Source organism: Shewanella sp. SR44-3 (assembly GCF_014163735.1).
In the GTDB taxonomy this organism is placed as follows: domain Bacteria; phylum Pseudomonadota; class Gammaproteobacteria; order Enterobacterales; family Shewanellaceae; genus Shewanella.
Genome location: NZ_JACJDV010000006.1, coordinates 60,010 through 84,951, shown reverse-complemented (window position 1 = coordinate 84,951; position 24,942 = coordinate 60,010). Strand labels below are relative to the sequence as shown.

At 45.8% G+C, this 24,942-nt stretch carries 25 protein-coding genes and 1 pseudogene; 21 read left to right on the top strand and 5 right to left on the bottom strand.

The annotated features are described in order from the left end of the window. The first annotated feature begins 9 nt into the window (after window positions 1-9). The 4 genes from H5073_RS05400 (at window position 10) to H5073_RS05385 (ending at window position 3,051) form a co-directional block, all read left to right on the top strand. The gene (locus tag H5073_RS05400) at window positions 10-687 is read left to right on the top strand and encodes a response regulator transcription factor (RefSeq protein ID WP_182677712.1); all 678 of its coding nucleotides are present in this window, start codon (window positions 10-12) and stop codon (window positions 685-687) included. 70 nt (window positions 688-757) lie between these two features. Further along, window positions 758-1,993 (top strand): sensor histidine kinase, encoded by a 1,236-nt coding sequence (locus H5073_RS05395; protein ID WP_404948375.1) that lies wholly within the window; start codon window positions 758-760, stop codon window positions 1,991-1,993. Window positions 1,994-2,056: 63 nt separating this feature from the next. Further along, complete coding sequence (locus H5073_RS05390; RefSeq protein WP_182677708.1) at window positions 2,057-2,737, top strand: TIGR01621 family pseudouridine synthase; 681 nt, start codon at window positions 2,057-2,059, stop codon at window positions 2,735-2,737. 131 nt (window positions 2,738-2,868) lie between these two features. Then, complete coding sequence (locus tag H5073_RS05385; RefSeq protein ID WP_182677706.1) at window positions 2,869-3,051, top strand: DUF2986 domain-containing protein; 183 nt, start codon at window positions 2,869-2,871, stop codon at window positions 3,049-3,051. A 68-nt stretch (window positions 3,052-3,119) separates the two neighbouring features. Here the strand turns inward: H5073_RS05385 and moeB are convergent, their stop codons facing one another. Together moeB and glp are read right to left on the bottom strand one after the other, a co-directional pair. Further along, on the bottom strand, window positions 3,120-3,887 hold the full coding sequence (moeB, locus tag H5073_RS05380) for a molybdopterin-synthase adenylyltransferase MoeB (RefSeq protein ID WP_182677704.1): 768 nt from the start codon (window positions 3,885-3,887) through the stop codon (window positions 3,120-3,122). A 62-nt stretch (window positions 3,888-3,949) separates the two neighbouring features. Beyond that, window positions 3,950-5,200, bottom strand: a complete 1,251-nt coding sequence (gene glp / locus H5073_RS05375) for a gephyrin-like molybdotransferase Glp (protein ID WP_182677701.1) — start codon at window positions 5,198-5,200, stop codon at window positions 3,950-3,952. Window positions 5,201-5,353: 153 nt separating this feature from the next. On the opposite strand from glp, the pseudogene H5073_RS05370 reads away from it, so the two are divergent. Continuing rightward, a pseudogene (locus H5073_RS05370) lies at window positions 5,354-5,641 on the top strand (GIY-YIG nuclease family protein); the annotation flags it as partial. 163 nt (window positions 5,642-5,804) lie between these two features. Continuing rightward, window positions 5,805-6,638 carry a hypothetical protein gene (locus tag H5073_RS05365; protein ID WP_182677696.1) on the top strand — a complete coding sequence of 278 codons (834 nt, stop codon included), beginning with the start codon at window positions 5,805-5,807 and terminating at the stop codon, window positions 6,636-6,638. Between the two features lie 140 nt (window positions 6,639-6,778). Here the strand turns inward: H5073_RS05365 and H5073_RS05360 are convergent, their stop codons facing one another. The 3 genes from H5073_RS05360 to hslR all read right to left on the bottom strand — a co-directional run bounded on the left by H5073_RS05360 (window position 6,779) and on the right by hslR (window position 9,920). Then, entirely contained in the window at window positions 6,779-8,320 is a 1,542-nt protein-coding gene (locus tag H5073_RS05360) for a phosphoenolpyruvate carboxykinase (RefSeq protein ID WP_182677694.1), read from the bottom strand. Window positions 8,321-8,594: 274 nt separating this feature from the next. After that, window positions 8,595-9,461 (bottom strand): Hsp33 family molecular chaperone HslO, encoded by an 867-nt coding sequence (hslO, locus tag H5073_RS05355; protein ID WP_182677692.1) that lies wholly within the window; start codon window positions 9,459-9,461, stop codon window positions 8,595-8,597. A gap of 60 nt (window positions 9,462-9,521) precedes the next feature. After that, window positions 9,522-9,920, bottom strand: coding sequence for a ribosome-associated heat shock protein Hsp15 (gene hslR, locus H5073_RS05350; RefSeq protein ID WP_182677690.1), 399 nt, complete (start codon window positions 9,918-9,920; stop codon window positions 9,522-9,524). Between the two features lie 241 nt (window positions 9,921-10,161). Between hslR and gspC the strand changes: the two genes are divergently transcribed. The 15 genes from gspC to proB all read left to right on the top strand — a co-directional run bounded on the left by gspC (window position 10,162) and on the right by proB (window position 24,940). Continuing rightward, complete coding sequence (gspC, locus tag H5073_RS05345) at window positions 10,162-11,073, top strand: type II secretion system protein GspC (RefSeq protein ID WP_182677688.1); 912 nt, start codon at window positions 10,162-10,164, stop codon at window positions 11,071-11,073. 26 nt (window positions 11,074-11,099) lie between these two features. Then, window positions 11,100-13,217 carry a type II secretion system secretin GspD gene (gene gspD / locus H5073_RS05340; RefSeq protein WP_182677686.1) on the top strand — a complete coding sequence of 706 codons (2,118 nt, stop codon included), beginning with the start codon at window positions 11,100-11,102 and terminating at the stop codon, window positions 13,215-13,217. 7 nt (window positions 13,218-13,224) lie between these two features. Beyond that, on the top strand, window positions 13,225-14,769 hold the full coding sequence (gene gspE / locus H5073_RS05335) for a type II secretion system ATPase GspE (protein WP_404948374.1): 1,545 nt from the start codon (window positions 13,225-13,227) through the stop codon (window positions 14,767-14,769). 2 nt (window positions 14,770-14,771) lie between these two features. Further along, window positions 14,772-15,995, top strand: coding sequence for a type II secretion system inner membrane protein GspF (gene gspF, locus H5073_RS05330; RefSeq protein WP_182677684.1), 1,224 nt, complete (start codon window positions 14,772-14,774; stop codon window positions 15,993-15,995). A gap of 61 nt (window positions 15,996-16,056) precedes the next feature. Continuing rightward, a complete protein-coding gene (gspG, locus tag H5073_RS05325; protein ID WP_182677683.1) occupies window positions 16,057-16,491 on the top strand; it encodes a type II secretion system major pseudopilin GspG in 435 nt (144 codons plus the stop codon). 15 nt (window positions 16,492-16,506) lie between these two features. After that, window positions 16,507-17,094: a type II secretion system minor pseudopilin GspH gene (gspH, locus tag H5073_RS05320; RefSeq protein ID WP_182677681.1), complete on the top strand. Its 588-nt coding sequence runs from the start codon at window positions 16,507-16,509 to the stop codon at window positions 17,092-17,094. Beyond that, window positions 17,081-17,446 (top strand): type II secretion system minor pseudopilin GspI, encoded by a 366-nt coding sequence (gene gspI / locus H5073_RS05315; RefSeq protein WP_182677679.1) that lies wholly within the window; start codon window positions 17,081-17,083, stop codon window positions 17,444-17,446. The genes gspH and gspI overlap by 14 nt, the downstream gene beginning before the upstream one ends. After that, window positions 17,430-18,203, top strand: a complete 774-nt coding sequence (gene gspJ / locus H5073_RS05310) for a type II secretion system minor pseudopilin GspJ (protein WP_182677677.1) — start codon at window positions 17,430-17,432, stop codon at window positions 18,201-18,203. The genes gspI and gspJ overlap by 17 nt, the downstream gene beginning before the upstream one ends. Continuing rightward, entirely contained in the window at window positions 18,203-19,279 is a 1,077-nt protein-coding gene (gspK, locus tag H5073_RS05305) for a type II secretion system minor pseudopilin GspK (protein WP_182677675.1), read from the top strand. Before gspJ ends, gspK begins: the two co-directional genes overlap by 1 nt. A 45-nt stretch (window positions 19,280-19,324) precedes the next feature. After that, window positions 19,325-20,527: a type II secretion system protein GspL gene (gspL, locus tag H5073_RS05300; RefSeq protein ID WP_182677673.1), complete on the top strand. Its 1,203-nt coding sequence runs from the start codon at window positions 19,325-19,327 to the stop codon at window positions 20,525-20,527. Window position 20,528: 1 nt separating this feature from the next. Continuing rightward, window positions 20,529-21,005 carry a type II secretion system protein M gene (locus H5073_RS05295; protein ID WP_182677671.1) on the top strand — a complete coding sequence of 159 codons (477 nt, stop codon included), beginning with the start codon at window positions 20,529-20,531 and terminating at the stop codon, window positions 21,003-21,005. Between the two features lie 11 nt (window positions 21,006-21,016). Then, on the top strand, window positions 21,017-21,778 hold the full coding sequence (locus tag H5073_RS05290; protein WP_182677669.1) for a type II secretion system protein N: 762 nt from the start codon (window positions 21,017-21,019) through the stop codon (window positions 21,776-21,778). A 356-nt stretch (window positions 21,779-22,134) separates the two neighbouring features. Further along, complete coding sequence (locus H5073_RS05285) at window positions 22,135-22,311, top strand: hypothetical protein (RefSeq protein WP_182677667.1); 177 nt, start codon at window positions 22,135-22,137, stop codon at window positions 22,309-22,311. Window positions 22,312-22,314: 3 nt separating this feature from the next. Beyond that, a complete protein-coding gene (putP, locus tag H5073_RS05280) occupies window positions 22,315-23,811 on the top strand; it encodes a sodium/proline symporter PutP (RefSeq protein WP_182677665.1) in 1,497 nt (498 codons plus the stop codon). Window positions 23,812-23,827: 16 nt separating this feature from the next. Beyond that, on the top strand, window positions 23,828-24,940 hold the full coding sequence (gene proB / locus H5073_RS05275; RefSeq protein ID WP_182677663.1) for a glutamate 5-kinase: 1,113 nt from the start codon (window positions 23,828-23,830) through the stop codon (window positions 24,938-24,940). The last annotated feature ends 2 nt before the right edge of the window (window positions 24,941-24,942 follow it).

Genomic DNA, 24,942 nt, shown 5'->3' with positions numbered 1-24,942 from the left:
GGATCAGACATGAAAATCTTAATTATTGAAGATGACGCTACTACGCAAACTTATTTAGTTGAAGGCTTTGCTGGGCATAATATTGCCACAGATCTTGCTTCAGATGGTCAAGAAGGTCTGCACCTTGCAAGGCACAATAACTACGATTTAATTATCCTAGATCGCATGTTGCCAAAGCTTGATGGTTTGACCTTGCTAGGTGCCTTAAGAAGCAGTGGCAACAGTACTCCGGTATTGATTTTATCAGCGCTAAATCACGTGGATGAGAGAGTCAAAGGTTTGCGTGCCGGCGGCGATGACTATATGACTAAACCGTTCGCCTTTGCTGAGCTGTTGGTCAGAGCTGAAAAGCTAACCGAACGCAGCCAAGGCGTGGCTCCACCTGCTGAATTGGTTGTCGGTCAACTGCGAATGGAGCTGTTAACTCGTGTGGTAACTTTGGCTGAGCATGAGCTTATGCTGCAGCCAAAGGAGTTCCAATTGCTTAAATACTTGATGGAGCATCCGAATAAAGTCATTAGCCGCACACTGTTGTTTGAAGCGGTGTGGGATTATCATTTTGATCCCAGAACCAATGTGATTGATGTGCACATAGCCAAACTCAGACGCAAGTTTGAGGAGATAGGTTTTCCTGAGATGATAGAAACAGTGAGAGGGGCCGGCTATCGCCTCAGCAAAGGGCATTAAACCCTCCCAAAGCAGCACCTGGCGTATCACCATCATCTTTTCTATTTTGGTGACGCTGTTAATTGTCTTACTGGTGACAAGCTTGTATAGACAACTAATTATTGAGCAACAAAATCAAGTTGATAGCCATTTAGCTGCAGAGAAAATTCGCTATCAGCAATTATCCCTTACGGTTAATCGCCGCAGCTTTGCGGCGCAAATTCGCGCCGCCGATCCTAAGACTGCTTTTATCGCTTGGCGCAGTAATGTCGACATGGTGGGGGCGCTGACGTTTGTGCCTGACAATATGCCAGTGTTGCCAGAAACCAAAGACTTCCCCATTTTCACTGGTGGTCCGGATAAATTGCACATTCTCACCGGTGGCTTAGTGATGACCGGTTATGGCCCAGTGCTTATCGCCACCCGCACCGATCATCTGGCGACTTTAATTGATAAGTTTATTAAGGCCGCGCTTTGGGCTGTGGGGTTAACGTTAGGGCTAACATTGGCGCTGGGTTACATTTTTTCTAAGGCGATTTTACGCCGATTAGTGCATTACAATCGCCTCAGTGAGCAAATTGAACTGGGTCAATATGATACCCGCTTGCCCTTAAGCAACAAGAATGATGAATTCGATATGTTGGCTAAGCAATTCAATCGGGTGTTGGATACCTTGGAGCATAATCTGCTGGCAGTGCGAGGGGTGACAGATAACATAGCCCATGACTTACGCACGCCTTTATCTCATCTGCGCATTGGCATAGAAAGGCTAGAATCAAAGCCAAGCTCTGAACTTGCCAATGCCAGTGCCGATTTACTGGAAGAGTTAGATCATTGTCTGGCGACTTTTGATGCCATGCTGTCCTTAACGCGCATAGAAGAAGGCCAGCAAAGTCTTGATGTGCAGCAAGTTTCGCTACAAGGCTTGTGTGAAGACCTCTTTGAAATGGCAGAGGCCATGGCAGAGGCAAAATCTCAGCGATTAAGCCTACATTTGGAAAATGATATGAGCATTGCGGGTGATAAGCACTTGCTATTCCAAGCACTGTTTAATCTGGTGGATAACGCTATACATTACTCTCCCGTAGGCGCTGAAATTGAGCTTAGGCAGCAAGGCAAGCTCATTAGTATCAGTGATAATGGTCCGGGAATTCAAGATAGCGACAAAGAGCGAGTGTTTGAACGCTTAGTGCGATTAGACCCCAGTCGCCACCTTAAGGGCACTGGCTTAGGTTTATCTATGGTCAAAGCTATTTTAATGCGCCATCAAGCAAGTATTGCTCTTTTGGATAATCATCCTGGGCTTAGGGCTGAAATTCAATTTTAGCCTGAAAATAGCCACTCAATTTAGTTTGCAAGCTCAACCAAACCTCATTTGTTAAGTGAATTTATGTATCAAATTATCAGTGATGAAAGTGACTTTATTGTCATCAATAAAAATGCCGATGTGCATTTTCACAGTCAAGACGGTAACGCAGGCGTGGTGGCGCAACTAGAGGCCGATTTAGGGCTAAAGCTGTATGCCGTGCATAGATTAGACACGCCGACGTCGGGCTTATTGATATTGGCAAAAACCTCAGATGCAGCGCGGCGTTTTACGGACATGTTCACAGAGCATCAAGTACAAAAATACTACCTAGCTATCGCTCAAGGTAAACCTAAGAAAAAACAGGGGTGGGTCATCGGTGATATGGCGAAGTCTCGCCGTAGCATGTTTAAGTTGCTACGCAGCACGGAGAATCCGGCAATAACACAGTTTTTCTCACATTCCATTGCCGAAGGATTACGTTTATATCTGTTAAAGCCGCATTCGGGCAAGACTCATCAGCTTAGGGTGGCGCTCGCCAGTATCGGCGTACCTATTTTAGGGGATAAGCTTTATGGTGCAAGTTTAGATCAAAATGATAGGTGTTATTTACATGCCTATTGTTTGGATTTTATCTATCAAGGCCAGGCATTTCATTATCTCAGCATGCCAACACAAGGCGTGAGTTTCGATATGCAAACTGTGCAGCTACAGCTTACTCAAGAGTGGAGAAAACCTGAATTGTTATCTTGGGCTGCACGCTAGATGAATAACGATTAGTTGTACTGTATGCACTAAGAGGCTATGCCAATAAAGACTTAAGCTGCAGGCGTGGTTATAATGCCCGCTTATTCGAGGGTAATAAACCTCGAGAGGAACGGCGTATTGAGGCTGTAATGAATCGTAAGAAGAAAATAAACCAAACCCTAAAGGCAAAGGCGAAGAAAGCCAATGCTAAAAAAGCTGGCATACCTGCCAATAAGCCCAAATATGTCGCTAAAGCCGATAGAGATCAAGTGGATGCTTCAATGGGCGTCAGTGATAGCGCACGAGTTGAAGTGAGCTCAGAGGCCGATTAGCACTAAATAAAACAGATTTTGGTGTCGCTTTCGTTTACCTTGCCCAGTCTTAATAGATTTATGAGGTGCTAATTTCTGCTAGCACTGCAAACAGGGCAGAGTGGATTTTTCAACAGCTTCATTTGCCTAAACTCCATGGTCATGGCATCAATAAGTAGCACTTTGGCCCCAAGACCTTGACCTAAATGAGTAAAATACTTGATGACCTCAGTGGCCTGTATGGCGCCAACGATACCAACCACAGGTGCTAGAATTCCCGCCTCTACACAACTCAGGGATTGCTCACCAAAGAGCGAGCTATAACAGTGATAACAAGGACGACTTTCTTGATAATCAAAGAGTGTGACAGTCCCTTCCATGCGAATAGCGGCGCCAGACACTAAGGGAACCGTGTGATTAAAGCAGCTAAGGTTTAGCTGCTGCCTGATGGCTAAATTATCGGTACAGTCCAATACCAAGTCATGAAGTTTAATTAATTCAGTTAGCTCGTTTTGGCTTAGCTTGGCATTGATACTGTTAAGTTTAATGTGAGGATTAAGCTGTTGCAGACTCTGTTTGGCAGAGTCGACTTTATTCTGGCCTATGTTGTCATCATGATGCAGCACTTGGCGCTGGAGATTGGATAATTCGACCTGGTCAAAATCCACTAAGGTTAATTCACCCACACCGGCAACCGCCAAGTATTGGCTGGCCGCACAACCCAGTCCGCCCAAGCCTATGATTAATACTTTGGCTTGTTTTAAAGCTTCTTGGCCTTCTAAGTCCACCCCTTTTATTGAGATTTGTCTGCTGTAACGCATCATCTCTGGGTGGGATAGGATCTCGGCTTCAAACATTAACTCATCCCTTTTAGGCTTTCATATCGGATGTATATTATTAGCGTGCGACTCAAAGAGTGCTAGCAGAGCACCGAATTAAAAGGTTCTATTCTGACTATGGCGCCCACATCTAAATCCCCTTGTTCTTGCTCGAGTAATACAAAGCAATTGGCAAGGCTCATGGAGGTGAGCATGCCTGAGCCCTGGCCGCCGGTGATGGCAACATAAGCTTGGTTATTGCTATCGTAAGATAAAATGCCTCTTTGGTATTCTACCCGCCCCGGTTGTTTGCGAATAGGACTAATAAGCTTAGCGGGAAAGCTTAAGCTAGGCACGAGTTCAAGCCCTTGCATTTTCTGCAGTAATGGCCAAACAAGTTTATAGAAGGTCACCATAGACGATACAGGATTCCCCGGGAGGCCACAGAATACAGCTGAGCCTAGCTTACCAAAAGCGAACGGTTTTCCCGGTTTGATAGCTAATTTCCAGAAGCTGATTTCACCCTCTTCCGCCAGCACTTGTTTAGTGTAGTCGGCGTCGCCTACTGATACGCCTCCAGAAGTTAAAATCATATCTGCGCGAGCTGCAGCTGTGTTAAAGGCTGCGCGTATCGCTTCTTTATCATCAGCAACAACGCCCAAGTCTAATAATTCCACATTTGCCCTGTGTAACAAGCCGTGGATAGAGTAGCGATTAGAATCATATATTTGCCCTGCGGCAAGCTCGCTGCCTACCGGTTTTAATTCATCACCTGTGGAGAAAAAAGCCACTTTTAGTTTACGGCTGACCCGCACATGACTCACACCAATAGTGGCTAATACCCCTAACTCAGCGGCTCTAAGGATCACGCCTTTCTTGAGCACTTTAGTGCCAGAGCTTAACTCTTCAGCTCTAATGCGCACGTTGGCGCCGCGGATCTTGGGGGGCTGGATCAGGATTATGTCACCCTGCTGTTGGGTTTTCTCTTGCATCTGTACTGTATCAAAGCCAGCTGGCATCGGGGCACCTGTCATTATCCTGATACAGGTGTTACTGCCAGCTTGCCCTTGGAAAGGGTGTCCGGCGAATGAGCTACCAGCTAAAGTAAAGGCACTGGTTTCTGAGTGCTTTAATTCATCGAAGCGGAAGGCGTAACCATCCATAGCTGAGTTATCAAAAGGGGGCAGATCAATGCAAGAGACAAGATCTTCTGCCAGTACTCGACCAACGGCTTGGCTTAAACTCAGCACTTCGGTATCAGCAATGGGGCTGACTTGAGCTAATAACAGCTTAATAGCCTCTACAGGGTGGAGTAATGCGGGCTGAGCACAGGCATCGATTGGGCTGGTCATACAAGATTCCTTAGTGACTTTAAGCTGCAGACTTATAGCATAACTTCATGATAGATTCACTATTATGCCATGCTGGGCTCAGATAACTATGATCTCTACAACGCTTTAGCTATTTGCAGTTCAAATAATGAAAGATAAAAGTTTATGGATGATGAAAAACAGTCGCCTTGGTATTTGTACCTAGTGCAGTGCGCCAATAGTCACCTGTACACGGGGATCACTAAAGATGTCGCCAGACGTTTTAATGAGCACCAACAAGGTGGCAATAAAGCCGCTAAGTATCTGAAAGGTAAAGGTCCATTGACCTTGGTTTATCAAGAGTTAGTTGGTAGCCAAAGCCAAGCGTTAAAACGTGAGCTAAATGTTAAAAAGCTCACCCGAGTGCAAAAACTGCAATTGATTAATGGAAATCAATACGCCGATGTCGTTCGCCTCGATTAACATGTCTGCGCTACAGCCTTATATGCGTAGGCCGCAGTTAGTATTAACCTCATGGCTTTGGTTGGCCCTGCTTGGTTATCTTTGTTTGCCAGAAGCAAAAGCTACAAGCCTATTTACAGCCAAACAAAGCGCGATCTCGCCCACTAAGGTGGCTGCTACAAATATGGCTAGTATAGAAGTCACTTCGACAACACTAGCCACTCAAAGAGTTAGACTGCAACCTCGACCATCGAAGTATTCATCTAGTTATTACTATTATTATGACTTGCTGGAATTGGTGTTTCGCAATACCGAGGCCGAATACGGTAAAGTGATATTAGAAACTATCCCCAGCCCTTTGTCCCAATCCAGAGGCTTAAATTCACTGAATTCTGGTTTGATTGATATAACTTGGGCGGGCACGAATTTAGAGCGTGAGCAGCATTTTACTCCAATACGCATCCCATTAATCGGAGGCTTATTAGGGATGCGAGTGCCTGTGATTAAGAAAGCTCGCTTAGCGGAGTTTCGAGGGATTAGTACCGCGGCGCAACTTAAGAAACTTACCGCATGCCAAGGGTCTCAATGGCCGGATTCCGATATATTAGAGGCTAATGGCTATAAAGTTGAGCGAATTATCATGTTCGATCTTATGTATTCCATGCTAAATCATGACCGCTGCGACTATTTCCCTAGAGGACTTAACGAGGTTTTTGCCGAATTGGAGGGGCCCGATCGTCAAGGACTAATGGCCTATGAAGGGATTTTACTGCGGTATTCTTTGCCTATGTATTTTTTTGTCAGTAAAGACAATAGGCAGCTTGAGAAGCGCTTGGCCCAAGGTTTAGAGGCCATGGTTGAATCTGGAGAGTTGCATCAATTTATTAGCCATCATAGTGTAACCAGGAGTATGTTTCCGCTGAGCCGTTACCATCAAAGTCAGATTTTTGATTTAATCAATCCAATCCTCCCCGCTAGCACGCCTTTTGAACGTCCAGAACTCTGGATTAAGCTGTAATACCATAGGTATGCTTTAATTGATTTAATCATAAAAAAACCTCAAAACACTGAGTGTTCTGAGGTTTTTGTATGTCTGTTGCAGTGCTTAGCGACTAAGCCTGACGCAAGGTTCTGGGATAGGAAGTGATACGTTGCAGGCTACGCTTTTGGACCAGCCTGTTTAATGGCATCAGATACATCGTATTTAGCAAAGTTACGGTTAAATTCCTGAGCTAATTGCTTAGCATACTTAGCGTACATATCTTTGTCTGCCCAGGTATTGATTGGATTAAGCAGTGCGCTATCAACCCCTTCAATGGCCAATGGCACAGCAAGATTCAGGGTATCTAGATGTTCAGTGGCTGCATCTTTCAAGCTACCAGAAACAATCGCATCAATTATGGCTCGAGTTGTTGGAATATCAAAACGCTTACCTACGCCGTGAGGGCCGCCAGTCCAACCTGTGTTGACTAAGTACACTTGGCTATTGAATGATTTGATACGTTCTATCAACAGCTCGGCGTAGACGCCTGCAGGACGTGGGAAAAACGGTGCGCCAAAACAGGTTGAGAAGGTTGATTGTATTGCAGAGGTTGAGCCCATTTCTGTAGAGCCTACTTTTGCAGTGTAACCCGATAGGAAATGATATGCGGCTTGCTCTTTGGTCAAAATCGACACTGGAGGTAGTACGCCAGAGACGTCACAGGTCAAGAACACCACAGCATGAGGCTCATTGCCACGGTTATCTTCTTTACGTTGAGCAATATGCTCAAGCGGATAAGCAGCGCGGCTATTTTCGGTCAGGCTACTATCTTTGTAGTTTGGTACGCGATTTTCATCGAGCATTACATTTTCAAGCACAGTGCCGAAACGAATAGCATCCCAAATTACTGGCTCATTCTTTTGGCTTAAATCGATACATTTAGCGTAACAGCCGCCTTCGATGTTAAACACGCCACCTTTGGCCCAGCCGTGTTCATCATCACCGATAAGAAAACGCTTAGGATCTGCAGAAAGCGTTGTTTTACCTGTGCCTGAGAGGCCAAAGAATAACGTCGTATCGCCATCTTGACCTACGTTCGCCGAGCAATGCATAGGCAATACGCCTTTGGCTGGGAGCAGGAAATTTTGCACTGAGAACATGGATTTTTTCATCTCACCGGCATACTTAAGGCCTGCAAGCAGCACTTTGCGCTCGGCAAAGTTTAAAATCACCACAGCATCTGAATGGGTGCCATCACGAGTAGGATCGCAAACAAAACCGGGTGCGTTAATGATTTGCCATACGCCTTTATCGCCACGGTTAAATTTTTCGGGGGTAATAAATAAGTTACGAGCGAACAATTGGTGCCAAGCGTATTCAGTGGTAACACGCACAGGAAGATAATGCTCGTCATCGGCGCCGACTTCTAACTCTGAGACAAACAGCTCCTTTTCAGAAAGATAAGCTTCAACACGGCCCCATAGCGCATCAAAGGCGCCAGCATCGAAAGCTTTGTTGACTGCCCCCCATTCAATATCAGCTTCAGAACCGGGCTCTTTAACGATAAAGCGATCCGCTGGAGAGCGGCCAGTGCGAGCACCAGTAAGCGCCACAAGTGCGCCATTAGCCGTGAGTCGACCTTCGCCACGTTGAAGTGCAATTTCAACTAATTCGGCGCTGGTAGGGTTAAGGTAAGTGTGAGGTGCTCCATCTGTCATAAATAATATCTCCATGTCTTTAGGTCAGAGTGCCAGTCTATTGCTGGTTGAGTTTTTATTCAGTAAAGGCTGCCACGGTTTGTGATCATGGCCTGATTTTTATGGCGGCTATTGTATCTTATGCAAACTCAGCTGTAACAGCCTATGTCGTGATATGTGTGTTCTAGATTCGGGACGTAGAGAAGGGGTTGGCAGATAATAACAAAGGTGCCTGTTGGCACCTTTAATAGCAGGTTAAGCTGAGACTAAAAACAGTGACTCAATAACCAGCCTGTTATTGAGTCTTAGTTTGACTGGTATCGGCGTTGTCATTAAAGAGTGCAGCAATATCTATGGCATCGAAGCTATAGCTTGCAGTGCAATATTCACAGCCCATCTCTATTTTGCCTTCTTCGGCGATAATGGTTTCAAGCTCGGTCAGATCTAAGGTTTTTAAGGCACCAGCACTGCGATCACGGGAGCAAGTACATTTAAAGCTGACATCCATGGGCTCAAACAGCCTGACTTCCTCTTCATGATAAAGGCGGTGCAGCACGTCTTCTGCATCTAGCTCGAACAGTTCTTGGGGTTTAATGGTCTGAGTTAGTACAGATAAATGTTCAAAGCCGTCATTTTGTTCTTGCTTGCTAGGCAAAACTTGCAACAACATGCCGGCGGCTTGCGCGTTTGTGGCGAATAAGTGGATTTGGGTTGGCAATTGCTCAGATTGATTGAAGTATTCTTCTAAACAGGCTGCCAAAGTCCCGTGCTCTAACGAGACTATCCCTTGGTAGCGTTCACCTTCATCTGGGGTGAGTGTGATCACCATATAGCCTTTGCCCAGTAAAGTCGGCAAGCTGGCATCTTCAGCAAGTTCGCCTTTCCAGCGGGCAACGCCGCGCAGCTGCAGTTCATTGTTACCATTGATAACCGCTAATGACACAGGACCATCGCCTTGCAGCTGCACACTGATATCACCACTAAATTTGATGGTCGCGGTGAGTAGCGAAGTGGCAGCCATTAGTTCGCCTAACAATACTCGCACAGCATTAGGGTAGTCTTGGGCTGCTAGCATAGCTTGAAAGCTAGCTTCAAGTTGGACTAACTGGCCGCGCACATCGGCATTATCAAACAGGTAACGGTGTAAAATATCTCTACTCATGACTATCTCGTGGTTTGGTGTTTTGTAATTTAAGTTAACCCGCGAATAAAAGTTTGCGGGTTAATACTGTTTAACTTTTAGTAGCTGACGCCTTTGCTTCTTATCCGGTTTATGTTCAGGGGCTGGATTAAGCAAAATATTCAGACGCCGAGCCTCGGCATTAACCGCGCGTTTTTGCTGGCTCTCTTGAGTCTCTTGATAGAGAGTCTGAGCCACGTTAGCACCTTGCCTGTGTTCTGATAAACCAAGAATGACTATGTGCTTATCTTCCATGCCTTGGCGAATTCTTAAATGGGCGCCTAATTCAACATTGCGGCTGGATTTGGCCCTTTGGCCGTTGTAATGTACTTTACCGCCGTTAATCATCTCTTTGGCCAAGGCGCGGGTTTTATAAAAACGTGCTGCCCATAGCCACTTGTCCAGTCTGATTTTGCTGTTTCCGCCTTGGCAGTCGCTCATTTTTTCTCCAAGAAAGTATGAGTTCACAAGCTGATGAAAAAGTACTGTGATAACGTCACTAAAACCGCTAAATTTATGGCGGCTTTATAACCATTTAAGAGGCGCAACATAGCATATTTGGGCTAATTTCGCCAATCCTTATACAGTGGGCTTGTTGCTGCTAGCTCAGTGAGTTAGCATTAGGCGGGTTTAATAAATTAACATAATCAGAACAGAGGCCTGGTCGAGGGTCCAAAATAATATGGATGTATTAGATAACGTATTAGCGAAAGCCGCAAAAATACCTCATAAACAACTGAGTTTGTTTGTTTTTTGGTTTTTATTTATTCTTGCTGCACTCCTGGCTGCACAAGTTACATGGAAGTTAATTCCTGCCAATGCTCCAATAGCAACTTGGCAAGCTTCTCCTGTGGCTTCAACAGGTGTTAAGTCAATTAATCTGCAAGACGTACATAATTTACATTTATTTGGTAATCATGATGCCAGCCAAGTGAGTCGAGCACCTGTGGTTGAAACTATAACCGATGCGCCCAAGACCAGCTTATCAATTCTGCTGACTGGGGTCGTGGCATCGACCTCTGAAACCCAAGGCTTGGCTGTAATCGATTCTCGTGGCGTGCAAGACACCTATGGTCTAGGTGATAAAATTAGCGGCACTTCGGCTTCACTAAAAGAAGTCTATGCGGATCGCATTATTATCACCAATGGCGGCCGTTATGAAACCTTAATGCTTGATGGCTTACCATACACCACAAGTAGCCAGGTGAATAAGCAATTACAACAGGCCAAACAAAACCAAAATATTTCTCGGGTCGATCAGCGCAATAATCAACAAATATCGCAAGAATTGCGACAGTCTCGTGATGAATTGCTCGCAGATCCGAGTAAAATCACCGATTTCTTAGCTATTTCACCGGTGCGAAGTGGTGATTCTCTCGCGGGATATCGTCTCAATGCGGGTAGAGATGCCGCCTTGTTTAAACAGGCCGGTTTTCAGGCTAATGATTTAGCCAAATCAATTAATGGCTATGATCTGACCGAAATGAGTCAAGCGTTAGAAGTGATGGCCAGTTTATCTGAGTTAACCGAAATCGCTGTGATGGTTGAGCGAGATGGGCAACTGGTTGAAATCATGTTTAGTTTGCCAGAATAACACTGGTCTTAGGGGATAAAAGCATAATGAATAATAAAGGGATCCGCCGTAAGCTGTTGCTTAGTGCGTTGACAGGCGCCGCATTGCTCACATCACAGTTTGCTTGGTCGGAACAATATGCTGCCAATTTCAAAGGCACAGACATTCAAGAATTTATTAATATTGTGGGTAAAAACCTCAATAAGACCATAGTGGTTGACCCCACCATTCGCGGCAAAATCAATGTCCGCAGTTATGACTTGCTAACAGATGATCAATATTACCGTTTCTTCCTCAACGTATTGCAAGTCTATGGCTACGCAGTTGTTGAAATGGACAATAACATCATCAAGGTGATTAAAGACAAAGATGCCAAAGTTTCGGCCATTCGCATTGCCGATGATAAAGCCCCTGGTGTGGGTGATGAAATGGTCACCCGTATTGTGGCGCTATACAACACCGAAGCTAAACAACTTGCCCCATTACTTCGTCAGCTAAACGATAACGCTGGTGGCGGTAACGTAGTCAACTATGACCCATCCAACGTAATGATGATTACTGGCCGCGCAGCGGTAGTGAACAAGATTGTTGAAATCATTCGCCGCGTAGATAAGCAAGGTGACACCGAAGTTCAAGTCGTGCCACTAGAATACGCTTCAGCCGGCGAGATGGTGCGTATTATCGATACCCTTTACCGCGCGACCGCTAACCAATCGCAAATGCCAGGCCAATCTCCTAAAGTGGTTGCCGATGAACGCATTAATGCGGTGATCGTCAGTGGCGATGAAAAAAGTCGTCAGCGGGTAGTTTCTCTTATTCGCAAGCTCGATGCCGAGCAAGCAAGCACAGGCAATACCAAGGTGCGCTACCTGCACTATGCCAAAGCTGAAGATTTAGTTGAAGTGCTAACAGGTTTTGCCGAGCGCCTTCAAGGTAGTAAAGACCAAGGCGGCCAACAGGGCGGTGGTAAGCGTCGTAACGATATTAATATCATGGCCCACGTTGACACCAATGCTTTGGTGATTAGCGCTGAACCTGATCAAATGCGCACCATAGAGAATGTGATTAACCAATTAGATATTCGCCGCGCCCAAGTGTTAGTTGAAGCCATTATTGTGGAAGTTGCCGAAGGCGATGATGTTGGTTTTGGTATTCAGTGGGGCACACTTGCAGGTGGTGGCACCCAGTTTAACAACTTAGGCACGACCATAGGTGAAGTGGGCGCTGGCGTATGGGCGGCCCGTGAGAAAGACGTCGCTCAGGTGACGACTATTGATGCAAACAATAAGCCTGTTGTTAGTAATAATCCTAAAACAGAGGGGGATTACACCCTGTTAGCCCAGGCCTTAGGCAAGGTTAATGGTATGGCTTGGGGCGTTGCCAGCGGTGATTTTGCAGCGTTAGTGCAGGCAGTGTCTAGCGATACCGATTCAAACGTATTAGCGACCCCTTCGATTACTACCTTGGATAACCAAGAAGCCTCATTTATCGTCGGTGACGAAGTGCCTATTTTAACCGGTAGCCAAAATTCATCTAATGGCAATGCTAACCCATTCCAGACGGTTGAGCGTAAAGAGGTTGGGGTTAAACTTAAAGTAACACCGCAGATCAATGAAGGCTCAGCGGTTAAGCTCACTATTGAACAAGAAGTGTCAGGCATTAATGGTAAAACTGGGGTCGATGTCACCTTTGCGACTCGCCGTTTAACCACGACAGTTATGGCTGATTCGGGTCAAATCGTGGTCTTAGGTGGGTTAATTAATGAAGAAGTCCAAGAAAGCGTGCAAAAAGTGCCTTTCTTAGGCGATATCCCTTTCATTGGCCATTTATTTAAGTCTTCCTCTAGCAGCAAAAAGAAGAAGAACTTGATGGTGTTTATCAAGCCAACCATTATTCGTGATGGTGTGACTATGGAAGGCATTGCTGGTCGTAAGTATAATTATTTCAGAGCATTACAGCTTGAACAACGGGCACGAGGCGTTAATTTAATGCCAAATACCGACGTGCCAGTGCTGGAAGAGTGGGATCAGGATGCGTATATCCCAGAAGACGTAAACCGTGTGCTTGAGCGCTATAAGCAAGGCAAAGGTTTAAACACTGATTTACGTGAAAGTGATGCCGCATTGAAGGCCATTTCAGACAATAAAGCCTCGGCCGATGAGTGAGGCACTGATGACTGAACAATTGGCGCAAGTGTCCAAGGATGTAGCCTTAGAGCTCGAAGATGCCGATGAGGTGTTTCACTCCAACAGTAAGGAGCGTTTACCGTTCGCGTTTTCGCAACGCTTTCAATTGGTACTGGCTAAAGAAGAAGGGGTGTTGAGTCTGTTTTATACCGACAATACACCGCTCAATGCCATGCTAGAGGTGCGGCGTTATAGCGGCGCTGAGTTGCCCTTGGTTAAGCTTGAAGTGGCCAAGTTCGAGGCTAAATTAACTCAGGCTTATCAGGCTAACTCATCAGAAGCGCAGCAGTTAATGGAAGACATAGGCAACGAGATGGATTTATTCACCCTTGCCGAAGAAATGCCTCAGACTGAAGATTTGCTTGAAGGGGATGATGATGCTCCAATAATCAAGCTTATCAATGCATTACTGTCAGAAGCTATCAAGGAAGAAGCCTCTGACATCCACATAGAAACCTACGAAAAACAGCTTGTTGTACGGTTCCGTATCGACGGTGTGCTTAAGGAAGTGCTTAAGCCAAACCGTAAATTATCATCGCTATTGGTGTCGCGTATTAAGGTGATGGCGCGTTTAGATATTGCCGAGAAACGTGTGCCTCAAGACGGACGTATTTCTTTGCGTATTGCTGGCCGCGCGGTAGATGTGCGGGTATCGACCATGCCATCAAGTCATGGTGAGCGGGTGGTGCTGCGTCTACTGGATAAAAACACCGGCAACTTAGATTTAAAACAATTAGGTATGACCCAAGGTATTCGCGAGCAGTTTGATGCGCTTATCCGCAAACCTCATGGCATCATCTTAGTGACAGGTCCCACAGGTTCAGGTAAAAGTACCACCTTGTATGCAGGTTTGACCGAGATTAACTCTAAAGATACCAATATATTAACAGTTGAAGATCCAATCGAGTATGAGCTTCAAGGCGTTGGTCAGACTCAAGTGAATATCAAGGCCGATATGACGTTTGCTCGTGGTTTAAGGGCGATTTTACGTCAAGATCCTGATGTGGTCATGATAGGTGAAATCCGCGACTTAGAAACCGCGCAAATTGCGGTGCAAGCCTCGTTAACCGGTCACTTAGTGATTTCAACCTTGCACACCAATACTGCCTCTGGTGCCATTACCCGTCTGCAAGACATGGGGGTCGAGCCTTTCTTGGTGTCTTCGAGCCTTTTAGGTGTGTTAGCCCAGCGCTTGATCAGAACCTTGTGCCCAAGTTGTAAGGTAGAGCATGAGCCCGATCTGCGAGAGCGTGAACTATTAGGTATTAGCGATAGTGACCCTAGGCATATCTACCGTGCCAATGGCTGTAAGGCTTGCGGCAATAACGGTTACCGTGGCCGTACGGGTATTCATGAATTGCTTACCGTCGACGACAGCGTGCGCGAACTTATCCATGGCGGTAAGGGCGAGCTTGCTATCGAGCGCTATATTCGTTTAAGCGTACCTAGCATACGCCACGATGGCATGAGCAAAGTACTCGCAGGTGTGACGACCTTGGAAGAAGTACTGCGTGTCACCCGTGAGGAATAAGCATGGCAGCCTTTGAATATAAAGCGTTAGATAAACAAGGCAAGCAGCACAAAGGCGTTATCGAAGCCGATACCGCCAGGCATGCCCGTAGCCAGCTCAGGGAACAGCAGCTAATGCCCCTAGAGTTGAGCCAAGTGAACGAGAAAGAATCAAAAGCAGGCAAACAAGGCTTTAGCTTGTTTAAGCGTGGCATTCCTGTTGCTGATTTAGCTTTAATCACTCGGCAAATAGCCACCTTAGTGGCAGCCGGTCTACCTATTGAAGAAGCCCTTAAAGCGGTAGGGCAACAGTCGGAAAAAGATCGCTTAGGCAGCATGATAATGGCAGTACGTTCAAGGGTCGTTGAAGGCTATAGTCTTGCCGATTCCTTAGCTGAATTCCCGCATATTTTTGATGATCTTTACCGTGCCATGGTGGCATCTGGTGAAAAATCAGGGCATCTTGAAGTCGTGCTTAATCGCCTTGCTGATTACACCGAAAGACGCCAACAGCTTAAATCTAAACTCACTCAAGCCATGATATATCCCGTGGTATTAACCATGGTTGCCATTGGCGTTATCGGGGTATTATTGGCTGCAGTAGTGCCTAAAGTGGTGGGGCAGTTTGAGCACATGGGGCAAGAATTACCCGGCACCACTCAGTTTTTGATTTTGGCATCAGATTTTGTGCAATCTTACGGTTTATTGGTTATTGGGCTTATTTTTTTACTCGCTGTTGGCTTGCAGCGGTTACTGACCTTGCCTGCGTATCGGATGCAGTGGGACACTATGCTGCTCGGTACTCCGGTCGTGGGGAAAGTCAGCAAAGGCTTAAATACAGCACGCTTTGCCCGCACCTTAAGTATTTTATCAGCCAGCTCAGTGCCATTACTTGAAGGCATGCGCATCGCCAGTGAAGTACTGCAAAATGTAAAAGTGCGTGCTGCTGTTGATGATGCAACAGCCCGAGTGCGTGAAGGTACCAGCCTTGGGGCTGCGTTGACTCAGACCAAGTTATTTCCTGCCATGATGCTCTATATGATCGCATCAGGCGAGAAGAGTGGTCAGCTGGAAAATATGCTTGAGCGCGCCGCAGACAACCAAGACAGAGAGTTTGAAGCTAACGTCAATATTGCCCTTGGGGTGTTTGAGCCTATGTTGGTGGTGAGTATGGCGGCTGTGGTGTTATTTATCGTGATGGCTATCTTGCAACCTATTCTAGAATTGAACAACTTAATCAGTGGCTAATGCTAAGGCATAGGTCACCAATAAAAAATTTAAACATAGTGATATCAGGGAGACGCAATCAATGAAACACAATCGCAGACAACAAGGTTTTACCCTGTTAGAAGTCATGGTCGTTATCGTAATTTTGGGTATTTTAGCCTCAATGGTGGTGCCTAACCTTATGGGCAACAAAGACAAGGCCGATCAGCAAAAAGCCGTATCAGACATAGTGGCGTTGGAAAATGCCCTAGACATGTACAAGCTAGATAACAGTTTCTATCCAACCACAGATCAAGGCTTAGATGCTTTAGTTAATGCACCCACTTCATCGCCAGAAGCTCGTAATTACCGCGAAGGTGGTTATGTGAAGCGTCTACCGCAGGATCCTTGGGATAATGCCTATTTGTTACTGAGCCCAGGTGAGCAAGGCAAGATAGATATTTTCAGTGCGGGACCTGACCGTCAACCCGGTACTGAAGATGATATCGGTAGCTGGAATCTTCAAGATTTTCAATAAGATTAGTTGAATACTATGCTGCGCTCTCGCCAACAGGGCTTTACCTTGCTCGAAGTCTTACTCGTTGCCCTGCTTATGGGGTTAACTGCGGCTGCGGTAACCCTGACAATGGGGGATGCTGGGCCTGAAAAAGAGCTAAAGCGTTTGGCGCAACAGTTTATCTCAGCCACTGAGTTGGTGTTGGATGAAACCGTATTAAGCGGCCAGTTTGTCGGCATAGTGGTGGAAGAAAGCCGCTATGAGTTTGTCTATTATAAAGATGAAAAATGGCTGCCCATAAAAGATGATAGATTACTAGCCCTGCGGGAATTACCTGAATTTGTCACTCTAGATATCACCATAGATGGCTTGCCGTTAGTGCAGGAAGATGAATTAGAGGATGAGTCTTGGTTTGATGAGCCTTTCATTGAAGCCGAAACAGAATTAAGCAAAACCCAAAGAAAACGTCCCGATCCGCAGGTGTTACTGTTCCCCAGTGGTGAAATCACCGCCTTTGAGTTAAGAGTTAGCGGCAAAAATGACAAGCTTGAAGTCATAGATGTGTTTATCAGTGGCGATGCCATGGGAAGATTACATATGGGCCGTAGTGATGAAACCTACTAAAGGCATGACGTTACTGGAGGTCATAGTTGCCTTAGCTGTGTTCTCCATTGCTGCGGTGGCCGTCACCAAAAGCTTGGGCGAGCAAATGGCGAATATGCCTATTTTGGAACAACGCACTTTGGCCCAATGGGTGGCCAGTAACCAAATGGTGGAAGCGAGATTAACTAGTGAGTTTCCAGATATTGGCCAGAAAGAAGGTCGGGTGGAGCTTGCTGGAAAAGAGTGGTATTGGCGTCAAAATGTGGTGAAAACCACAGATGATAAGTTCCGCCAAATACGTATTAGCGTCAGCGATGATGAAAGGTATACACGCATCCAAGCCCAGTTGAGCAGCTATGTGCATCAAAAATAATCGACGCAGCGGTGGTTTTACCTTACTCGAAATGCTGATCGCGGTAGCGATTTTTGCCATGTTAGGCGTGGCCGCCAACAGCGTACTGTCTACCGTGATGCGTAATGATGAAGTCACCTCAGACTTTGCCAAACGGCTTAAATCCTTGCAACAAGGTTTTGGCGCTATAGAGCGCGACCTTGGGCAAATCGTCGCTCGTACTCCTAGGTTGCTCGATGGTAGCCGCGACAAGGGAGTATTTCAATATGGCACTAACATCTTGGATTCAGAATCTGAATCCTTGGTGTTTTTCCGTTTAGGTTGGCTTAATCCTGCGGGTATTTTGCCAAGAGGTACACTGCAATCTGTGGCTTATGTGGTGCAAGAAGGGCGCTTGGAGCGCTGGTATTATCCCTACCCAGAACCCGATAGTGGTGCAGAGCCATTAAAAAGCGTGATTATAGATAAAGTCTTGTCGGTGGAATACGCCTTTTTTAGTGGCGATAAATGGCAGAAGCAAGTGGCCAATACCCAGTTACCCCAAGGGATAGCCATAAAAGTTGAAGTAGAAGGTTTAGGCGTAATAGAGCGTAAATTTTTATTACCTAAAGGTGCGGCGGCAGTGGGTAGTTCGTCTGGTTCTGAAAATAACCCCAACAATCCTAGCGATCCAAACGATCCCAATAATGTGAATAACGGTCAGCAAACTAAGCCCGGCACAGGCCAGCCAGACGTTAGGCGTGACTACGGTGATGAAGACGAAAGGAAGCGCGAGTAATGGGGCCAAGTAAACAGCGCGGAGTGGCACTCATTACCGTGATTTTGATTGTGGCCATGGTGGTTATTATTGCCACTAACATCAGTGCCCGAAATCAGTTATCCATGCGCCGTACCATGAACTTGACTCAGTATGATCAAGCCTATTGGTATGCCTTGTCGGCAGAAGAGCTAACTAAAAAAGTCTTAAAACAGGATTTGGATGACAGTAAAGGCATAGTCCACAGGCAACAATTTTGGGCCTTGGCCGATGTGGTATTTCCAGCCGAATACGGCGAGATTGTCGGTAAGGTTAGCGATATGCGCGCCTGTTTTAATCTTAATGCTTTGGCAGCAGCATCAAAAACCAATAACAATGGTCAGCCGCAGCTGCCCTTAGCGGCCAAGCAGTTTAAAGCATTATTGGTAGGCTTAGGTATGGATGATTTTGCCGCCGAGCGTCTAACGCATACCCTTAAGGATTATGTTGATAGCGACAGCATTAATAGTCCCTATGGTGCAGAAGATGCGGAATATGAGTCGCGAAATGTCCCCTATCGCGCCGCGAATACCTTGATGAATCACAAAAGTGAACTCAGGGCGGTATTAGGTTTTACCAAAGATGTCTATCGACACTTATCGCCCTTAGTGTGCGCCATCCCAGGGGATGACAGACAGTTACTTAATGTGAATACTTTGGAAATCGAGCAAGCGCCGCTGTTGATGGCCATGTTAGATAACCAAATCTCACTGGGTGAAGCGGAAAGTATCATAGGCCAAGTGCCTGCCAGTGGTTATGAGAAAATTGACGAATTTTGGCAAAACTCTTCAGTCTCGGGATTAAAAGTGGATGCCGATGCTAAATCGAGTTTTGTTATCGACAGCGACTACTTTTTGCTCAAAGCTGGCGCCAAGGTCAATGAAGCCATTTTTAGCATGGAGTCTGTGCTGAAAAAAGGCTCTGGTAATTCCATGGACGTGTTAACACGTCAGTATGGCAATCAAGATTTTTATGCCAGCCCAAATGCCAGTAGCAGTACTAATAGCAGCACCAATGATAACTCGAATAACACAAATGAAAACAATAACAAGCGCTAGGCAGACTCTGTCGCCTCACTCTAAACCGCTTGCTGGAGAATAACAGTGTCAGAACGCTTATTTATTCGATTAGGAACCCATCATGAGCAGGCTTGCTCTTGGCTGGTTTGGTCCGAACAAGAACAAGAGATTATCGCCTCAGGTGAACTCAGTGATGCGGCCAGTTTAACGAATCTTAAAGACAGAGTCGGCAATCGCCCGGTAGATATCTTAGTGCCCACTGCCAGCATGATGTTAACCGACATCAGTTTGCCAGAAAAAGGTCAACGCCAAGCATTAAAGGCATTGCCTTTTTTGATGGAAGAATCCTTGGCGACCAGTATTGAAGATATGCATTTTGTGGTTGGCCCGCGAAGCGGTGAAAAGCTCAGCGTGATTGCGGTGGCGCACCAACAAATGCAAGATTGGTTAACTTGGCTTAATGATGCAGGCTTAAAAGCCAAGCGATTAGTGCCAGACTGCTTAGCCCTGCCATTAGCTGGCTCGGATTGGGCCGCCATGCGCTGCGGTGATGAGCTAATTATTCGCACAGGTCAAGGCACTGGGGTGAATTTGCCACAAGCTTGGCAGTCCTTTGCATTGCCAAAGTTGATGGCATCACAAGACCCAAAGAGCGAAACGATAAACTTGGCAAGTTACAGCGAAAATCTAGAGTTTGCAGGCGCCAATGTTGAGCATAAACAATTAGATTTGCCTATGTTAGTGTTCGCCAAGGGTATACTCAATGCCCCAGTGAACTTACTTTCTGGTGCCTACAAGCCCAAACGTGAATACAGTAAGCAGCTGTTATTATGGAAAAATAGTGCCATTATTTGTGTGCTTGCCATAGTGCTTGCTTTAGTCAATAAAGGCTTAGATATTCGCCAACTGAATCAAGCAACGATGGAGCTAAACCAACAAAGCGAGAGCATCTTTAAAAGCGTAAGCCCGGGCACTCAGCGAGTGGTTAACATACACTCGCAAATGGGCGCTATGTTAAAAAGCATGCAAGGTCATGGCGGCGGGGTGGCGTTTTTTGAAATGCTCAGCGGCCTGCAGACGGCCTTTAAGCAAATCCCCGATTTGAAACCCAATAGCTTAAGGTTTGATGCTAATCGCAATGAGATAAGAATGCAGATCACAGCTAACTCCTACGGCCAAATCGAGCAGTTTAAAGACCTAGTCAGTAAAGATTTTGAAATAGACACAGGTGCCATGAATAGCAACGAAGACAAGGTGACCAGCACTGTGACAGTGAGGAGCAAATAACATGGAAAATTTGCGTACTTGGTGGCAGGGGCTTGCCCAGCGTGAACAACAATTAGTCAGTGTGGCGGGCGTGTGTTTCGTCATCGGCTTATTGTATTGGGGCATTTGGAGCCCCATCAGTCAGGCTCAGCAAGATGCCGAGCGTAATCATAACGCGGCGGTGAAAACACTGAACTATGTTAAGCAATCCGCCAATAAATTAGTTGGCCTGCAGCAAGCGGGTGCCACAGCAAAAGTGAGTGGCAGTTTAAGCGCCGTTGTGAATCAATCTGCCAGCCAATTTGGCTTAGAGATCACTCGGATGCAACCACAGGGAGATAAGGTCCAATTGTGGATGGATGATGTGCCTTTTGAAGCCTTGCTGAGCTACTTACATTATTTAGTGCAAGATAAAGGCTTGACCTTGGATAGCCTAGATTTGGCCGAATCCGATGCCCAAGGCATAGTTAAAGTTAGACGCATTCAGTTGTCTCAATAAGTAGGTAAATCGTGAGTTTGAGTAAAAAAATTATTCTAGCCGTAGCCCTGTATCTAATATTTTTAGTGGTCTACTTACCAACAAAATGGCTCGTCAGCATAGCGCCATTACCCGCCAACGTTAGCCTTTCAGGAGTGACTGGCAGTGTGTGGAATGGTCAAATTGACTTAGTACAAATTGGCCCAAGGCAAATAGAGCAGCTGAAATGGCAATTAAGCCCATGGGCGCTATTGTTGGGGCAAGCTAATGTCGACATCAACTTAGGTAACCGCGCCACTGCGGTGAGCGGTAAAGCCGATGTGAGCTGGTCACTATCAGGGGTTAAAGTGCAAGGACTGCGTTTCGATGCACCCAACAGCTTCTTAATCGCTGGGGCTAGGTTGCCCTTTGGCACGCAAATCCAAGGCGAAGTTAGCCTTATGGTGGCAGATTTTATTCAAGGCAAGCCTTGGTGTGAGCAGTTATCGGGAAAGTTATTCTTAAACCATGCCGATATGAAAAACCAGTTTGGTGAATATCCATTAGGCAATATGGCGCTAGCATTAAGCTGTCAAGACGGCCAAGTGGCTGTAAGCATGACAGAGGCGGACAACAAATTAGGCATCAGCGGGCTGATTTTACTTGGTGCTGATAATTCAATAAAAGTCACCGCTAAAGTCAAAGCCACCGACGGCCAACCTCAAGACATGCGCAACTCATTAGCTTATCTAGGTAAACCCGACAGCCAAGGTTACTACCCAGTTAACTACCAAGGTCGTTTGCCAATAATGTAAGCCCCAGATAACCGCTTTAAAAATAAAAGCCCCTAAGCGAATCGCTAGGGGCTTTTTGTTGCAACAGAGCAAGTAATGTTCAGATTTTGCTCGCGCCAGATGCTCCCGCAGAATGAGCAGGAAGTTAATACAATTGGTAATACTACGCTTGGAATGACGAGTAAAGCTGTAGCAGTCTAAGGCTATGATTACTAATAGTTCAAACCATGTACACATCTAATTTAGATCACATAAGTTGTTATTTATTGGACAAAATACCGTAGTTGGGTAGAAACTGGCTAGCTAAATGAGGTACAATAGTTACAGCACTAACTATGTTGGTGTTTTTTTTTGTCAAAAACAAACTGGAGGTCAGCATGTCATTTGACAATGTAACCGAAGACAATTTCATCACTCGTGCGTTAGCCCGCTTGAGTTTAACGCTAAAAGAGGCGTGTCAATTATTGTGTTTATGCGCTGTATTAAGCACCTATCTTTTTGTCATGTTGAAACCTAATGTGATTCAAAATAACAAAGCGATTGGAGAGCTGTAATTTATGCCAGCATTAACTTATGTATCCCTAGGATTATATTTCGTGGCCATGTTGGCCATAGGTCTTTTTGCTTATCGCCGTTCTACCAGTGACGTGTCTGGCTATATTCTTGGCGGCCGTCAGGTGAGCCCACAGGTGACTGCACTGTCAGCGGGTGCCTCAGATATGAGCGGCTGGATGTTGATGGGCTTACCCGGTGCCATGTTCCTGGTCGGGTTTGAGACTATTTATATTGCTATTGGCCTGTTGATTGGTGCCTTGGTTAATTATCTGGTGGTTGCACCAAAACTAAGGGTATACACAGAAGTTGCTAATAACGCGCTGACTATCCCAGAGTTTTTTGCTAAACGCTTTAATGCGCCTAACAGTAAAATACGCATAGTTGCTGCGGTGATTATTGTGGTGTTCTTTACTTTGTACACTTCTGCAGGTTTAGTGGCTGGCGGTAAGTTATTTGAATCGGCATTTAATCTGAATTATGAGCTGGGCTTAATCGTCACCTTAGGGGTCGTGGTGTCTTATACCTTGCTGGGTGGTTTTTTAGCTGTGAGCCTGACGGATTTTGTCCAAGGCTGTATTATGTTTATCGCGCTGGTACTGGTGCCGGTTGTTGCTTTTCAAGAATTTAACAGCGCAGATAAGATGATGGATTTTGCATATCAGTCGATCCCACAATTTTCCGAAGGCATGCAAAATGTCACCATGTTGGGACTTATTTCTAGCCTGTCATGGGGCCTTGGCTATTTTGGTCAGCCACATATCATAGTGCGCTTTATGGCAATCCGTTCGCTGAGTGATGTGAAAACGGCAAGGCGCATTGGCATGAGCTGGATGACAGTGACTATAGTCGGTGCATTAGCCACAGGACTTGTGGGTATTGCCTATGCCAATAAATTTGAAATGACGTTGAAAGACCCTGAAACCATCTTCATTGTATTTTCTGAGTTGTTGTTCCACCCGCTTATCAGTGGCTTCTTATTGGCTGCAATTTTAGCCGCCATTATGAGTACGATTTCAAGCCAGTTGTTGGTGTCGTCAAGTTCACTGACAGAAGATATTTATCGTGTGGTGTCTAATAAAGAGGCTAGCGAAAAAGATATGGTTAAGCTAGGGCGTTTTGGTGTTGCAGGTGTAGGTATTGTCGCCAGCTTGTTGGCTCTGGATCGCAGCAATAGCATTTTATCCTTAGTGAGTAATGCTTGGGCAGGCTTTGGTGCCGCCTTTGGCCCTTTGGTGTTATTTAGCCTCTATAAGGCGAACTTAACTCACAAGGCTGCAATGGCGGGCATCATCTCTGGTGCTGTAACAGTATTGTTTTGGATTTATGCCCCGGTGCTTGCCGATGGCAGCAGTTTAAGCAGTGTAATGTATGAAATGATCCCAGGATTTGTGGTCAGTAGTGTGGTGATTTGGGTGGTTTCACACCTAGACGATGCGCCTTGTGAGCAAACCACTGAATTATTCCATGAAGCAGGCCGTGTCATGGCCGAACATAAATAACGGGATTTAGATTTAGATGTCAGAGTTAAATTGGAAGCGCATTGTCGTAAAAGTCGGCAGTGCATTGATTGCGCCTCACAAACAAGGCTGTAGCAGCCACTATTTATTAGGCATAGCGCAGTTTATTGCAAACTGCCGCGCAAAAGGTATACAAGTAGTATTAGTGTCATCGGGGTCAGTGGCCGCAGGCAGGCATCATTTTAGTGAGGTTGCCGAACCTAGCGTGACACTTAAAAAAGCCATGGCAGCAGCCGGCCAAGCAGACATGATGGCAATCTGGGATAGATTATTTGATTTCCCCTCGGCACAGCTTTTGGTGACTCACGGTGATTTACGTGACCGCGAGCGTTATGTCAGCATCAAGGATACGATTTTAACCTTGTTAGATCATGGTTTGCTGCCGATCATCAATGAAAACGATGCGGTAACTACAGATAAATTAAGAGTGGGTGATAATGATAATTTATCGGCAATGGTTGCCGCGGCTGCTGATGCCGATGCATTGATTATTTGTTCTGATGTGGCTGGGCTCTATACTAAGAATCCACAACTGCATGACGATGCCAAATTGATAAAGCAAGTGACTAAGATTGATGCTGATATTTATGCCATGGCAGGCGGCGCTACTGTTGGTGGCGTGGGTACTGGCGGTATGCACACTAAAATCCAAGCAGCGGAAAAAGCTATTTCTCACGGTATAGAAACTGTTATTGTGAATGGTTTTGAGGCGGATAACTTCAACCGTCTGCTTAAGGGCGAAAACCCTGGCACCTTATTTACTCCCTTCGCAAAACCTATGCAGGAGCACTTGCATTGGATGACGCACACTTCACAGGTGCAAGGGGAATTGATCGTCGAAAATGATTTTGAAGGCGCGTTCGATGGATCTGAAAATCAGCTCACAAGTGATGATGTTATGGCTGTTAATGGTAACTTTTCCGTAGGCGATACTATTTTAGTGCGTAAAGACGATGGCACTAAACTGGCAAAAGCCCAATCAAATTACAGCAGCTGTCTGCTTAATTTCATTGCTGATCAAGAAGATGATGGCGCCATAGCGAACGAATTTCAACAAAAGACTGGCTCGATGATTTCTGATAAACATATCGCCATCTTAGAAAATAGCTAATT

Bases quoted from the DNA above. Each gene is read 5' to 3' on its own strand.
- gspC (WP_182677688.1), top strand. From the start codon at position 10,162: ATGGATGTATTAGATAACGTATTAGCGAAAGCCGCAAAAATACCTCAT.
- proB (WP_182677663.1), top strand. From the start codon at position 23,828: ATGTCAGAGTTAAATTGGAAGCGCATTGTCGTAAAAGTCGGCAGTGCA.
- hslR (WP_182677690.1), bottom strand. From the start codon at position 9,920: ATGAGCGACTGCCAAGGCGGAAACAGCAAAATCAGACTGGACAAGTGG.
- H5073_RS05285 (WP_182677667.1), top strand. From the start codon at position 22,135: ATGTCATTTGACAATGTAACCGAAGACAATTTCATCACTCGTGCGTTA.
- gspD (WP_182677686.1), top strand. From the start codon at position 11,100: ATGAATAATAAAGGGATCCGCCGTAAGCTGTTGCTTAGTGCGTTGACA.
- H5073_RS05365 (WP_182677696.1), top strand. From the start codon at position 5,805: ATGGCTAGTATAGAAGTCACTTCGACAACACTAGCCACTCAAAGAGTT.
- putP (WP_182677665.1), top strand. From the start codon at position 22,315: ATGCCAGCATTAACTTATGTATCCCTAGGATTATATTTCGTGGCCATG.
- glp (WP_182677701.1), bottom strand. From the start codon at position 5,200: ATGACCAGCCCAATCGATGCCTGTGCTCAGCCCGCATTACTCCACCCT.
- H5073_RS05400 (WP_182677712.1), top strand. From the start codon at position 10: ATGAAAATCTTAATTATTGAAGATGACGCTACTACGCAAACTTATTTA.
- H5073_RS05390 (WP_182677708.1), top strand. From the start codon at position 2,057: ATGTATCAAATTATCAGTGATGAAAGTGACTTTATTGTCATCAATAAA.
- H5073_RS05360 (WP_182677694.1), bottom strand. From the start codon at position 8,320: ATGACAGATGGAGCACCTCACACTTACCTTAACCCTACCAGCGCCGAA.
- gspF (WP_182677684.1), top strand. From the start codon at position 14,772: ATGGCAGCCTTTGAATATAAAGCGTTAGATAAACAAGGCAAGCAGCAC.
- H5073_RS05295 (WP_182677671.1), top strand. From the start codon at position 20,529: ATGGAAAATTTGCGTACTTGGTGGCAGGGGCTTGCCCAGCGTGAACAA.
- gspE (WP_404948374.1), top strand. From the start codon at position 13,225: ATGACTGAACAATTGGCGCAAGTGTCCAAGGATGTAGCCTTAGAGCTC.
- gspK (WP_182677675.1), top strand. From the start codon at position 18,203: ATGGGGCCAAGTAAACAGCGCGGAGTGGCACTCATTACCGTGATTTTG.
- gspH (WP_182677681.1), top strand. From the start codon at position 16,507: ATGCTGCGCTCTCGCCAACAGGGCTTTACCTTGCTCGAAGTCTTACTC.
- hslO (WP_182677692.1), bottom strand. From the start codon at position 9,461: ATGAGTAGAGATATTTTACACCGTTACCTGTTTGATAATGCCGATGTG.
- H5073_RS05385 (WP_182677706.1), top strand. From the start codon at position 2,869: ATGAATCGTAAGAAGAAAATAAACCAAACCCTAAAGGCAAAGGCGAAG.
- gspI (WP_182677679.1), top strand. From the start codon at position 17,081: ATGAAACCTACTAAAGGCATGACGTTACTGGAGGTCATAGTTGCCTTA.
- gspJ (WP_182677677.1), top strand. From the start codon at position 17,430: ATGTGCATCAAAAATAATCGACGCAGCGGTGGTTTTACCTTACTCGAA.
- gspG (WP_182677683.1), top strand. From the start codon at position 16,057: ATGAAACACAATCGCAGACAACAAGGTTTTACCCTGTTAGAAGTCATG.
- moeB (WP_182677704.1), bottom strand. From the start codon at position 3,887: ATGTTTGAAGCCGAGATCCTATCCCACCCAGAGATGATGCGTTACAGC.